The organism is Nakamurella alba, from assembly GCF_009707545.1.
Taxonomy (GTDB): domain Bacteria; phylum Actinomycetota; class Actinomycetes; order Mycobacteriales; family Nakamurellaceae; genus Nakamurella; species Nakamurella alba.
Genome location: NZ_WLYK01000001.1, coordinates 1,841,248 through 1,855,044, shown reverse-complemented (window position 1 = coordinate 1,855,044; position 13,797 = coordinate 1,841,248). Strand labels below are relative to the sequence as shown.

The following is a 13,797-nucleotide window of genomic DNA, read 5'->3' as shown; positions in this document are numbered from 1 at the left end:
CCTCGGCACGCCCCCGTCGGAGGGGCATCGAGGCGTGAGGGTGCTGCATGGGTGTGCGAGGCAAGGTCAGGGCGAGGCCGCTGCTGACCGTGGTGGTCCTGGTGGTGGTGCTGGCGGTGGCCGGCACCGGGGCCTGGTGGTTCTGGTTGCGGGCCGACAGCAGTGCCGCGGACACCGCGGCCACCCCGACGATCACCACCACCGACGTGGACGTCACCACCGGCACCATCACCAAGTCCGTGGAGGCGTCCGGCACGCTGGCCCCGGCCGTGCAGGAGTCCGTCGGCTGGTCCTCCTCCGCCGAGATCACCGCGGTCGACGTCGCCGTCGGCGACACGGTGACGGCGGGTCAGACCCTGGGCACCATCGACACCGTCGCCCTGAAGGCCGATCTCGCCTCGGCGAAGGCCACCCTCGCGCAGGCGCAGGCGCAGGCAGACAGTGCACAGACCGCGGTCGAGGACGCTGCTGACACCGACGATTCGGACACCGAGGGCACGACGGACGACGAGACCGCCGCCGCCCAGTTGGCCGCCGCGCAGGCGCAGGTCACCTCCGCGAAGCAGCAGGTCGACAGCGCGCAGGAGTCGCTGGACGGCGCGACATTGACCTCCCCCGTCGCCGGCGTGGTGGCCGAGGTGAATGTCGCCGTCGGCGACACCTCCTCCGGCAGTTCGGGTTCGAGCAGTTCATCGGGATCCGGGTCTGCAGGATCTGCCGGTTCCGGCGCGACCGGCGGCGGCGCGACAGAGAGCACCACCTCGACCAGCAGCAGTTCGTCGTTCCTGATCGTCGGCACCGACAAGTGGACGACCTCGGTGACCGTCGACGACAGCCAGATCAACCTGATCAAGAAGGGCATCCAGGCGCAGCTGACCGTGGACGGCCAGGAGAGCACGCTCTTCGGCAAGGTCACCTCGGTCGGCCTCATCTCCACCAGCACGTCCGACACCGCGTCCTACCCCGTCACCGTGGCGGTCACCGGCTCCCCCGAGGGCCTGCACGACGGCTCCGCGGCCACCGTCACCCTGATCTACCAGCAGCTGACCGACGTCCTGGTGGTGCCGTCGGCGGCGATCACCACCTCCGGCGGCACCAGCACGGTCCAGAAGGTCGTCGACGGGCAGGCCGTCGCGACCACCGTCGAGATCGGCGAGAGTTCCGGCACCAGCACGCAGATCGTCTCCGGGCTGGCCGAGGGTGACCAGGTCCAGGTCACCACGGTGGCCCGTGGCGCCGGGCAGGGCGGCACCGGGCAGGGCGGCACCGGCGGCACGGGTGGCTTCCCCGGTGGCGGCACGCTGCCGGACGGCGTCACACTGCCCGACGGCGCGACCCTGCCGGGCGGTGGCACCGGTGGCTTCCCCGGCGGCGGGACCGGCGGCCAGGGCGGATTCACCGGTGGTCAGGGCGGGTTCGCACCGGGCGGTGGCAGCTGATGGCGGCCACCGGCACCACTGACACCACTGGCATCACGGACACCACTGTCACTGCAGACGCCGCGCTCGTCGACGACCTGCGGTCCCAGTGGGAGACCACGGTGATCCCCGCGGTCGGCCGGGACGAGCCGGGCCGGCCGGTGCCGGTCATCGAACTCACCGAGGTCGCGAAGACCTACCGGATGGGCACCCAGGAGGTGCACGCCGTCCGCGACGTGTCGCTGCGCATCGACGAGGGCGAGTACGTCGCGATCATCGGGCCGTCCGGCTCCGGCAAGTCGACGCTGATGAACATCATCGGGTGCCTCGACGTCTCGAGCGCCGGGTCGTACCGGCTGGCCGGCGAGGACGTCGGGGTGATGGACGAGATCGAACTCGCAGAGGTGCGCAACCGTCGGATCGGTTTCGTGTTCCAGCAGTTCCACCTACTGCCCTCGCTCACCGCCTGGCGCAATGTCGAGCTGCCGCTGATCTACGCGGGTGTCGGCCGGGAGGCCCGACGCCGCCGTGCGATCGAGGCGCTGGAACGGGTCGGTCTCGGCGAGCGCGTCGACCACAAGCCGGGCGAGTTGTCCGGCGGGCAGCAGCAGCGCGTCGCCGTCGCCCGCGCCCTGGTGGGCGATCCGGCGCTGGTACTGGCCGACGAGCCCACCGGCAACCTGGATTCCACCGCCACCGAGGACGCGCTGCGGCTGTTCGACGAGTTGCACGCGCAGGGCCGGACGATCGTGCTCATCACCCACGAGACCGAGGTCGCCGACCGCGCCCGCCGCGTCATCCGGGTGAAGGACGGCTGCGTCAGCACCGACAGCGCCGACGGGAACGTCGGCGCGGCAATTTCTCTCGCACGGACGGGCACCATGGCGGCCGTCGGCTCGACACCGGACCTCGGCGCCGCCGGGACGGTCGGCAGGTCCGGGAACGGGTTCATCACCGGAGACGTCGGTGCGGCCGGGATGTTCGACACCGCCGGGAATGTCGGTGGGTCCGGGAACGTCGGTGCAACCGGCAACAGTGCACGCGACGCGCGCCGGAAGCGGGGACCGGCCGCATGAGGTGGACGGAAACCCTCCGCACCGGTCTCGACGCCATCCGCTCGCACCGCCTGCGGTCCGGGCTGACCACGCTCGGCATCCTCATCGGCATCGCCGCGGTGATCCTCACCGTCGGCCTGGGCCTCGGCTCCCAGCGCCAGGTCGGCGCCTCCATCAGCAGTCTCGGCTCCAACCTGCTGATCGTCTCGCCAGGCAGCAGCACCAGCGAAGGGGTGCGCGGCGGCTTCGGCAGCTCCACCACGCTGACCGTCGATGACGCCACCGCGCTCGCCTCCGAGGTGGCGGCACCGGACATCGGCGCGGTCGCGCCGGTGAAGTCCACCTCGCTGTCGGTCACCGCGGACGACACCAACTGGACCACCTCGGTCGTCGGGACCAGCGAGGAGTGGGCGCAGGTCCGCTCACGGACGCTGTCGGCCGGCAGCTTCTTCACCGAACAGGACGTCACCGACCAGGCGGCGGTGGCCGTGCTGGGCTCGGAGACGGCGACCGAGCTGTTCGGCACCACGTCGGTCGTCGGCCGCACCGTGACCATCAACTCGATCGACTTCGAGGTCGTCGGCGTGCTCGCCTCGGCCGGCACCGACTCCTCGACCAACCTCGACGACCAGGTGGTGGCCCCGCTCTCCACCGTCGCGAACCGGGTGATCGGCGGCACCAACAAGGACTCGGTGTCGACGATCTACATCCAGGCCGCCTCGGAGGACCAGCTGTCCGCCGCGTACCAGGAGGCGCAGGCACTGCTGCTGACGCTGCACGGGATCACCGACAGCGACTCCGCCGACTTCTCCATCTCCAGCCAGCAGTCCCTGCTCTCCACCGCGACCGCGGTCTCCCGGACCCTGACGGTGCTGCTCACCGGCATCGCCGGGCTGTCGCTGCTGGTGGGCGGGATCGGGGTCATGAACATCATGTTGGTGTCGGTGTCCGAACGGACCCGGGAGATCGGGCTGCGCAAGGCGCTCGGCGCACCGCCGGGTGCCATCCGCCGCCAGTTCCTGGTGGAGGCCACGATTCTCGGCCTGGCCGGCGGACTGCTCGGCGCGGTTCTCGGCATTCTGGCCGCCCGTTGGCTGCCCGACCTGCTCTCCACCGAGATCGTCGTGTCCCCTCTTGCTGTCGGCGGGTCCATCGCCATCGCCGTGCTCATCGGCGTGGTGTTCGGGGTCTATCCGGCGACCCGCGCCGCGAAGCTCGCCCCCATCGACGCGCTGCGCAGCGAATGACCGGCACACCGTTCCGTCCGTCTTCCGGCCGTCCACCGGTCTCCACATCATCACCGCACCAACAGTTCTCCGGAGGTTTCCACATGCGCACCACCTTCTCCCCCGACCCGGCATCCGCCACCCCAGTCGCCCGCCGCTGGGTGCGACCGGCCGCCGCGATCGGCGCCGCGGTTGTCCTCGGCGGTCTGCTGGTGGCCTGCGGAGGGACCGCGTCGTCCGGTGAGGCCGCGACCACCGGAGCTGCCGCCACTACCGGTGCGGTGTCGACCACCGGCGCCGCGGCGTCCGCGGCACCGTCCGCCGGTGGTGGTGCCGGTGCCGGCGGGGCGGGTGGCCCGGGCGGCGGTGCCTCCGGTCAGATCCGGCCCGGTACCTCGGGTCTCATCGCCGAGGTCGACACCGACAGCATGGAGGTGCAGTCGTCGGACAGTCAGACAACCGTCTCGTGGACCGCAGACACCACCTTCACCCAGCAGCAGGACGCGGCACTGACGGACGTGACGGTCGGATCGTGCGTGGTCGCGTCCGCCGAGTCCACCGACAGCGCATCCGGGACCGACGCGGCCGATGCCACTGATGCGATCACCGCGACCACGGTGCGGATCACCGAGCCGGTGGACGGTGCCTGCACCCAGGCCGGTGGCTTCGGTGGGGGCGCCGGTGGCTTCGGCGGCGGGAACGGGGGCACCCCGCCCAGCGGTATGGCCATGCCCACCGGTCAGATGCCCACCGGTGAGATGCCCACCGGTGAGATGCCGAGCGGGATGGCAGCGCCAACCGGTGCGATGCCGTCCGGGGCCATGCCCTCGGGCGCGATGGGTGCGGGCGGCTTCGGCGGCGGTCAGCGGCTCTCCGGAGAGGTGACCGCGGTCGACGGCTCCACCATCACGATCACCGTGTCCGCCACCCCCTTCCCCGGTGCCGCGGCTGACGCGTCGGCGAGCGCTGCGACCACGGCTGCCGCCACCCCCGGCACCATCACCGTCTCCGCGGACACCACCTACACCCGGACCGTCGACGCGACGTCGAAGGCCGTGTCCGAGGGACTGTGCGCCACCGCCATGGGCGAGGCGGACGACACCGGCGCGGTGACCGCGACCAGCATCGCGCTGTCCGACGCCGTCGACGGCAGCTGCACGAGCGGGTTCCCGGGTGGACGCAGCAATGGCTGACCCGACTCCTGACACCGTGTCCGCGCCGGCACCGGCCCGGACCGCCGCCGCGCAGGCCCGGTTGCGCCGACGCCGCAAGCGCCGGGTGACCGCGGCCTGCGGTGTGCTGACCGTCGCGCTGATCGCCGGCGGCGGCTGGGCCTACGCGACCACGCGTGACGAGGGCGCGGCCTACCGGGTCGCCATGGTGGCCGATGGAGCGGTGACCCAGACCTTCGCCGCCTCCGGCACCGTCGCGAACAAGGACCAGGCCTCCGCGGCCTTCGCCGTCGCCGGCACCGTGGCGGACGTCGCCGTCGAGGTCGGCGACACCGTCACCGCCGGCCAGACCGTGGCAACCCTCGACACCGGCGATCTCGAGGACGCGGTTACCTCCGCGGAGTCCGACCTGACCGACGCCCAACAGGCACTGGCCGATGATCTGCAGGCCCAGGTCGATGAGGCCGAGGCCGAGAGCGACGACGCCGATGACAGCACCGACGACTCCACGGGTTCCGACGCCGCCGCGGACGCGGCCTCCGGGGCTGCGAGTGACTCCGGCACGGCGGGCGTCGGGACGGCCGGCGGATCCGGAGCGGGTGCTGGAGCCGGCGGATCCGGGACCGGCTCGGTGGCCGGTACCGGCGGTGCTTCGTCCGGCGGCTCAGGCGCGACCGGGCAGGAGACCGCCACGGGTTCGGGGACGGGATCTGCCACGACCTCGGCCCCCGCCGCACCCTCGGGAGCCCCGTCGGGGTCGTCCTCGTCGGATGGGCCGACCTCCGCTTCGGCATCCTCCGGCGCGCCGACCTCCAGCGGGACGGGACCCGGGACCGGGAGTGGCGGGACGGCCGCGCTGACCGCTGCGCAGAAGGCGGTGATCGCTGCGCAGAAGGTCGTCACCGAGCAGACGACCGCGGTCCAGCAGGCCATCAGCGCCCAGCAGGCCGCCTGCCTGCCGATCACCACCGCCACGGTGCCGGGCACGACCCCCTCCACATCGACCAGCACCGACCCGTCCAGTACCGACCCGACGAGCACCGACCCGAGCAGCTCGGGTTCGTCGTCCGACTCCGGCACGGCCTCGTCGACGGACAGCTCCGGCAGCACGGTCACCGTCACCGAGACCCCTGACCCGGTCACCGTGACCGAAGGCTCCACCGTCACCGAGCAGAGCACCGTGACCGAGCAGACCACGGTCACCGAGCAGACAACGGTCACCGAGCAGACCACCGTGGCCCAGGATCCGGTCACCGTGACGGTCACCCCGACCACCACCGGGACGACCGACACCGCCGACACGACCGCAACGACGGGGACCGCAGCCGCGGCCTACCGGGTGCAGGTCACCGGGGAGATGCAGGACGCCGTCGACCGGGTCGTCGGCGGGGACTCCTCCGTCGTCGCCGTGCAGGCCGCCTACCGCCAGCTGGCGGCGGCGACCGACACCACGTCGACCGGATCGACCTCTACCGGATCCACTCCTACCGGATCCACTTCTACCGGATCCACTTTCAACGACGCCACCACCACAGAACCGACATCGACCGGGACCTCCTCGTCGTCGCGCACGTCGACATCTCCGGAGTCGACGGCCTCGGAATCGGGCTCGTCGGGAACCTCGTCGACGAGCACCACCGACAGCACGGCACCCACCACGACCACCGGTGACGGCACAGCGGGCAGTGGAGATTCCGTCCTGTCCACCCAGCTCGCTGATTGTCAGGCAGCGATCACCGACGTCCAGGATGCCCAGTCCGGGCTGGGCGAGAACCAGAACTCCCTCACGACGGCCGTGAACGCGCTGGCCGCCCTCCTGCCGACGGCCGACGGGACCGGCGGCTCGGGAACCGGTAGCTCGCCGGGGGCTTCGCAGTCCGGCCAGTCCGGCACCGGCGGTCAGAGTGGACAGACTTCCGGTCAGTCCGGCACCGGCGGTGCGAGCGTGATCGGCGGTGGCACCGCGGGCTCGGGTGGCGGCCAGTCGGACGCCGCCCAGGGCCGCAGCGGAACCTCGGGAACCGACGCCGCAGCGGGCACCGGCGCACAAGGCGACAGCGGTACCCAGGGCGGCAGCGCGGACGCCGGCAGTTCCGGAACCATCGCCGGCGGCGGCGATGCCTCATCGGGCTCCACGTCGGACGGCACGGGCGCGGCGGCCGGAGGTACCGGCTCGGTGTCCGGCGGTACCGGTGCGGAGTCGGGAGCGACCGGCGACACCTCGAGTGGCACCGGCGCAGTGTCGGGCGGGACCGGAGCAGCGTCCGGCGGAACCGGTGCGGCCAAGGACACCGTCCCGACCGCTGCCGACATCGCCGCCGACCAGGCGGAGATCGACGCCAGGACAGCAGCTGTCGCGGTCGCGAAGCAGGAGCTGGCGGCGTCGGTGCTGACCAGTCCGATCTCCGGCACAGTCGCGTCACTGGACCTGGCGGTCGGTGACGACGTCTCGGCGAACTCGACCAGCGCCACGGTCACGGTCATCGGCAGCGGGCAGTACACGGTCTCCGCGACGGTCCCGTTGTCGACTGTGGAGAAGATCGGCGTGGGCGACGAGGCCACGGTCACCGTCAACGGCGTGGACCAGTCGCTGACCGGCACCGTGTCGCTGATCGGCAACCTCGCCGACAGCACCGGTGACGATCCGACCTACCCGGTGACGGTGCTCGTCGACGCCGGCGACACCACGCTGTACGACGGGTCCGGCGCCTCCGTCGGCGTGGTGGTGGCCGATGTCTCGGGCGTGCTGACCGTGCCGACCTCGGCAGTACACACCGTCGGGTCCGCGCACACGGTCGACGTGCTGGTCAACGGCGTGTCGACCAGTACTGCGGTCGAGATCGGCGCCGTGGGAGGTGCTCTCACCGAGATCACCAGCGGGCTGGACGTGGGTGACCAGGTGGTGCTGGCCGACCTGTCCGAGGCGCTGCCGACCTCGTCCACGACGTCGGCCGCGAACGGGCTGCTGGGTGGTTCCAACACCGGTGGCGGCGCCGGCGGGGCGGGATTCAATGGCGGCGGCCCGCAGATGGGACAGATGCCCGGCCGTTGACCGGGCCGGCGTTCGACCGGTCCGCCGATCGCCTGATCTCCGAGGGCCGACGCGGAAATCCTCGCGCCTCCCCGGAATCCGGGACCGTTTCCGTCGCGTGCCGACGGAAACGGTCCCCGATCGGCCGGCCACACCGCCCCGGGTTCGCAGACTGCGCCACCCCGGCGCACCAGCAGGAGCCAGACCCCGGACGCATCAACGAGGCCGGGACCGTTTCCGTTGCCCACCGATGAAAACGGTCCCCGATCGGCCGCCCACATCACCCCGGGTTCTCGGACCAGCGCCGTCCCGGCACCCGCAGGACCAGACCCGAACCCATCAACGAGGCCGGGACCGTTTCCGTCGCCCACCGACGGAAACGGCCCCCGATCAGCAGGGACCCGGTCGTCGGACCGAAACGGCGTCGCAAGAGCAGGACCGGACCCCGCCCACACCAAGTGCTCCGACCTCCACCGGACTCCGGCGATCAGAAACCCGCCGAAGCAGAGAACGCAGGCGGTCGCAGATGGTCTCAGACGGAGTCGAACTGCTCCGCCGGCCGGCCCTCGGCCAGGATCCGGCGCAGATCATCGACGTCCAGACCGACGAGAGTGTCGGCGAACACCAGGTTCTCGGCCGGAGGCACCGGCATCTCGGACGGCACCACCAGCACCAGCAGGCCTGCCGTCGCGGCGGACCGGGAGCCGGACGGCGAGTCCTCGATGGCCAGGCACTCCGCCGGGGTCAGGTCCAGCAGTTGCATCGCCCGCCGGTAGGGCTCGGGATCCGGCTTGTTGCAGACCACCTCGTCGCCGGCGACGGTGACGTCGAAGTTCTCGACACCGAGGGTGCACAGCGCGATCTCGACCAACGGCCGGTGCGTCGCGGTCACCAGGGCGGTCCGCAGCCCGGCCGCCCGCACCGCGGTCAGCAGTTCGCGCGCACCCGGCTTCCACGGCAGCCCGCGGCGGAAGATCGCCGTGGTCGCCTCGGTGAGCATCCGGGCGGTGTCCGCCGGGTCGGCGGTCACCCCGAGCTCGGCGTGCAGCAGGTCGATGGTGGTCCACATGTCCTGACCCACCATGGCCTCGCGGGTCGCCGTGGAGATGGTGCCGCCGTAGTGCGCGGCCGTCTCCTCCAGCGAGATGGTCCACAGCCGTTCGGTGTCGGTGAGCGTGCCGTCCATGTCGAACAGCACGCCGCGCAGGGCCGTACCGGGAGCGCTCATCGGGCTGCGAAGTACTTCGCCTCGGGATGGTGCACGACCAGCGCCGAGGTCGACTGCTCCGGGTGCAGCTGGTACTCCTCGGACAGGTCCACCCCGATCCGGCCGGGCTCCAGCATCGCCATCACCTTGGTCTGGTCGGTGAGGTCCGGGCAGGCCGGGTAGCCGAACGAGTAGCGCGCGCCCCGGTACCCGAGATCGAAGAAGTCCTCGACGTTCTCGGAGTCGTCCCGGGCCGCGTTCGACCCGTCGTCGAACTGCAGCTCGGACCGGATCCGCTGGTGCCAGAACTCGGCGAGCGCCTCGGTCAGCTGCACCGACAGGCCGTGCACCTCCAGGTAGTCCCGGTAGGCGTTGGCGGCGAACAGCTCGTTGGCGAAGTCGGCGACCCGCTGCCCCATCGTCACGATGGTGAACGCGATGACGTCGACCTGCCCGGAGTCCTTGCTGCGGAAGAAGTCCGACAGGCACAGGTGCCGGTCGCGGCGCTGCCGCGGGAAGGTGAACCGGTGGATCTCCTTGGCGTCCGGGTCCGGCTCGGCCAGGATCACCAGGTCGTCGCCGTCGGAGACGCAGGGGAAGTAGCCGTAGACCACGGCCGCCTGCAGCACCTGCTCGGTGTGCAGCCGGTCCAGCCAGTACCGTAGCCGCGGCCGGCCCTCCTTCTCCACCAGTTCCTCGTAGGACGGCCCCTGGCCGCCCTTCACCCCGCGCAGCCCCCACTGGCCCATGAAGGTCGCCCGCTCGTCGAGCATGGTCGAGTAGTCGGCCAGCGGGATGCCCTTGATCACCCGGGAGCCCCAGAACGGCGGCGTCGGCACCGGGTTGTCGGCGGCCACGTCGGACCGGGTCGGCAGCGGACCTGCGGCCTCCAGTGCCGCATCCTCTGCGGCACGGCGCTTCTCGGCGATCCGCTGGGACCGCTCGTGACGCGCCTTGCGCTCGGCGACCTTCGCGGCCTCCGCCTCCGCCACCTCCGGGGCCAGCCCCTTCTTGCGGGCCATCACCCCGTCCATCAGCCGCAGGCCCTCGAAGGCGTCGCGGGCATACCGGACATCGCCGGAGAACACCGACGACAGGTCGTTCTCGACGTAGGAGCGGGTCAGCGCGGCGCCACCCAGCAGGACCGGGAAGCGTTCGGACACCCCGCGGGTGTTCATCTCCTCCAGGTTCTCCTTCATGATCACCGTCGACTTCACCAGCAGACCCGACATGCCGATCGCGTCGGCGTTCGAGTCCTCGGCGGCCGACAGGATCGTCGCGATCGGCTGCTTGATGCCGATGTTCACGACGGAGTAGCCGTTGTTCGACAGGATGATGTCGACCAGGTTCTTCCCGATGTCGTGCACGTCGCCCTTCACCGTGGCCAGCACGATGGTGCCCTTGCCGCCGGCGTCGGCCTTCTCCATGTGCGGTTCCAGGTGCGCCACGGCGGTCTTCATCACCTCCGCCGAGGTGAGCACGAACGGCAGCTGCATGGCACCCGAGCCGAACAGCTCGCCGACGGTCTTCATCCCCTCGAGCAGCGTGTCGTTGACGATCTCCAAGGCACCGCGGGTGAGCAGCGCCTCGTCGAGATCGGCCTCCAGGCCGTTCTTCTCGCCGTCCACGATGCGCCGCTGCAGGCGCTCGTCCAGCGGCAGCTGCATCAGCTCGGCGGCCCGGGAGGCGCGGCCGGCCGCGGCCGTTGCGCCCTCGAAGATCTCCAGCATCCGGGCCAGCGGGTCGTAGCCCTCCCGCCGCCGGTCGTAGACCAGGTCCAGGGCGACGGTGCGCTGCTCCTCGGGGATCCGGGCCATCGGCAGGATCTTGCTGGCGTGCACGATCGCCGAGTCCAGGCCGGCGTTGACGCACTCGGCCAGGAACACCGAGTTGAGCACCTGCCGGGCGGCCGCGTTCAGGCCGAAGGAGACGTTCGACAGGCCCAGCGTGGTGTGCAGCTCCGGGTAGCGGCGCTTCAGCTCGCGGATGGCCTCGATGGTCTCGATGCCGTCCCGTCGCGTCTCCTCCTGCCCGGTGGCGATCGGGAAGGTCAGCGCGTCGACGACGATGTCCTCGACCTGCAGGCCCCAGGTGGTGGTCAGGTCGGTGATCAACCGTTCGGCGATCGCCACCTTCTTGTCCCGGGTCCGGGCCTGGCCCTCCTCGTCGATGGTGAGGGCGACGACCGAGGCTCCGTGCTCCTTCACCAGCGGCATGATCCGGGCGTAGCGGGAGGCCGGGCCGTCGCCGTCCTCGAAGTTGACCGAGTTGACGATCGACCGGCCGCCGAGGTGGATCAGACCGGCCTCGATCACGTCCGGCTCGGTGGAGTCGATCATGATCGGCAGGGTGGAGGCGGTGGCCAGCCGGGATGCCATGGCGCTCATGTCGGCGACGCCGTTGCGGCCCACGTAGTCCACGTTGAGGTCGAGCACGTGGGCGCCGTCGCGGATCTGGCCGCGGGCGATCTCCAGGCAGTCGTCCCACTTCTCGGCCAGCATGGCCTCACGGAACGCCTTGGAGCCGTTGGCGTTCGTCCGCTCGCCGACCATGAGCACGGAAGCGTCCTGCTCGAAGGGCACGGACTGGTACAGCGAGGAGACCGCTGCCTCGTGCCGCGGCCGGCGGACCTTCGGCGTCGCCTCGCGCACGGCCTCGACGACCTGCCGCAGGTGCTCCGGGGTGGTGCCGCAGCAGCCACCGACCAGGCCCAGGCCGAACTCGGTGACGAAGCCGGCCAGCGCTGAGGCCAGCGCCTCCGGGCCCAGCGGGTAGACGGCGCCGTTCGGGCCCAGCTCCGGCAGGCCGGCGTTCGGCATCACCGACACGCCCGCCCGCGCGTGCTTGGACAGGTAGCGCAGGTGCTCGCTCATCTCGGCCGGGCCGGTGGCGCAGTTGAGGCCGATGTAGTCGATGCCCAGCGGCTCCAGCGCCGTGAGCGCGGCACCGATCTCCGACCCGAGCAGCATGGTGCCGGTGGTCTCCACCGTGACGTGCACGATCAGCGGGACCAGGATGCCCTTCTCGTCCATCGCCCGCTTCGCCGCGGACACCGCGGACCGGACCTGCAACAGGTCCTGCGCGGTCTCCACCAGGACGGCGTCCACGCCGCCCTCGAGCATCCCTGACACCTGCTGCTGGTAGGCCTCGCGCAAGGCCGGGTAGGTGGCGTGGCCGAGCGACGGCAGCTTGGTACCCGGGCCGACGGAGCCCAGCACGAACCGCGGCTGGTCCGGCGTGGAGAACTCGTCGGCCTCGGCGCGGGCCAGCTGGGCACCGGCGAGCGACAGCTCGAAGATCCGCTCCGGGATGTCGTACTCGGCCAGGTTGGCCAGGTTGGCGCCGAAGGTGTTCGTCTCGATCGCGTCGACGCCGACCTCGAGGTAGGCGCGGTGCACGGCCCGGATGATGTCCGGGCGGGTGACGTTGAGGATCTCGTTGCAGCCCTCGAGCCCGGCGTAGTCGTCGAGCGAGGGGTCCTGCGCCTGGATCATCGTGCCCATCGCACCGTCCGCCACGAGCACGCGCCGGGCGAGCGCAGACAGCAGGGGGTGATCGGTGGGGGTTCGGGTCACCGGACCAGGGTAGTCGCCCGCGCGCGTGAATCACGGGTGTACACGGCGTGCGGGGAGGCACGGTGCCGGGCGGTCGTAGGGTGAACGGCGTGAACGAACCGTCCGTGCCCCGCCCTGTGCTGCGGGCACCGGTGATGATCGCGGCCTTCGAGGGCTGGAACGACGCCGGTGACGCAGCGACCACCGCGGTGCAGCAACTCGCCCTGGCCTGGGACGCGGTCCCGCTGGCCGAGATCGACCCCGAGGGGTACTACGACTTCCAGGTCTCCCGTCCGACCGTCCGGCTGATCGACGGGGTGACCCGGGCGATCGAGTGGCCGACCACCCGGCTGTCGGTCTGCCGGCTGCCCAGCGCCCCGCACGACGTGATCCTGGTGCACGGCATCGAGCCGAACTTCCGCTGGCGGGCGTTCTGCGACGAGCTGCTGCAGATCGCGATGGACACCGACGTGACCACGGTGATCGGCCTCGGCGCCCTGCTCGCCGATGTCCCGCACACCCGTCCGGTGCAGGTCAGCGGGTCCGCGTACGACGAGCCGACGGCCGAGCGCTTCGGCCTGACCCGGTCCCGGTACGAGGGGCCGACCGGCATCTCCGGGGTGTTCCAGGACGCCTGTGTGCAGAAGGGCATCCCGTCGATCTCCTTCTGGGCGTCGGTCCCGCACTACGTCTCGCAGGCCCCGTCCCCCAAGGCCACGCTGGCCCTGCTGCACCGGGTCGAGGAGGTCCTGGACATCGAGGTGCCGCTCGGATCGCTGCCGGAGCAGGCCGACGAGTGGGAGACCGAGGTGTCGCAGATCGCCTCGGAGGACGAGGAGATCTCGGAGTACATCCACACCCTGGAGGAGCGCGAGGGCGAGGACGAGCCGCTCAAGCCGGCCTCCGGTGACGCCATCGCCGAGGAGTTCGAGCGGTACCTGCGGCGGCGCGGACCGAAGCCGGGCGGCGACTCCCGGCGCTGATTCCGGGCGGATGTCGCCCGTGTTCACCAGGAGCGCAGTTCGCCCTCGGCGCAACCCGGGTCGGCCCGGTCCGCGGCGACGCACCCGGCGTCGGTGCAGCCGGGCCGGTCGACGCGGAGAGGCCCGCCGACGGCCTCCCCCGCGGACCCTG

Annotated in this window: 8 protein-coding genes; 6 read left to right on the top strand and 2 right to left on the bottom strand. The window is 71.5% G+C overall.

Features of this window, described 5'->3' with window-relative positions:
- Nucleotides 1–47: 47 nt before the first annotated feature.
- The 5 genes from GIS00_RS27415 to GIS00_RS08310 all read left to right on the top strand — a co-directional run bounded on the left by GIS00_RS27415 (nucleotide 48) and on the right by GIS00_RS08310 (nucleotide 7,923).
- A complete protein-coding gene (locus GIS00_RS27415; RefSeq protein WP_154767681.1) occupies nucleotides 48–1,439 on the top strand; it encodes an efflux RND transporter periplasmic adaptor subunit in 1,392 nt (463 codons plus the stop codon).
- Complete coding sequence (locus tag GIS00_RS08325) at nucleotides 1,439–2,494, top strand: ABC transporter ATP-binding protein (protein WP_154767680.1); 1,056 nt, start codon at nucleotides 1,439–1,441, stop codon at nucleotides 2,492–2,494. Before GIS00_RS27415 ends, GIS00_RS08325 begins: the two co-directional genes overlap by 1 nt.
- Entirely contained in the window at nucleotides 2,491–3,720 is a 1,230-nt protein-coding gene (locus GIS00_RS08320; protein WP_154767679.1) for an ABC transporter permease, read from the top strand. The genes GIS00_RS08325 and GIS00_RS08320 overlap by 4 nt, the downstream gene beginning before the upstream one ends.
- Before the next feature lie 83 nt (nucleotides 3,721–3,803).
- Entirely contained in the window at nucleotides 3,804–4,892 is a 1,089-nt protein-coding gene (locus GIS00_RS08315; RefSeq protein WP_154767678.1) for a hypothetical protein, read from the top strand.
- Nucleotides 4,885–7,923 (top strand): HlyD family efflux transporter periplasmic adaptor subunit, encoded by a 3,039-nt coding sequence (locus tag GIS00_RS08310; RefSeq protein ID WP_154767677.1) that lies wholly within the window; start codon nucleotides 4,885–4,887, stop codon nucleotides 7,921–7,923. Before GIS00_RS08315 ends, GIS00_RS08310 begins: the two co-directional genes overlap by 8 nt.
- A gap of 511 nt (nucleotides 7,924–8,434) precedes the next feature.
- Here the strand turns inward: GIS00_RS08310 and GIS00_RS08305 are convergent.
- Entirely contained in the window at nucleotides 8,435–9,130 is a 696-nt protein-coding gene (locus tag GIS00_RS08305; protein WP_154767676.1) for an HAD family hydrolase, read from the bottom strand.
- Nucleotides 9,127–12,684: a methionine synthase gene (metH, locus tag GIS00_RS08300; protein ID WP_322097698.1), complete on the bottom strand. Its 3,558-nt coding sequence runs from the start codon at nucleotides 12,682–12,684 to the stop codon at nucleotides 9,127–9,129. Before metH ends, GIS00_RS08305 begins: the two co-directional genes overlap by 4 nt.
- A 134-nt stretch (nucleotides 12,685–12,818) precedes the next feature.
- Here metH and GIS00_RS08295 point away from each other — a divergent pair, with 134 nt between their 5' ends.
- Entirely contained in the window at nucleotides 12,819–13,646 is an 828-nt protein-coding gene (locus GIS00_RS08295; RefSeq protein WP_154768050.1) for a PAC2 family protein, read from the top strand.
- Nucleotides 13,647–13,797: the final 151 nt, after the last annotated feature.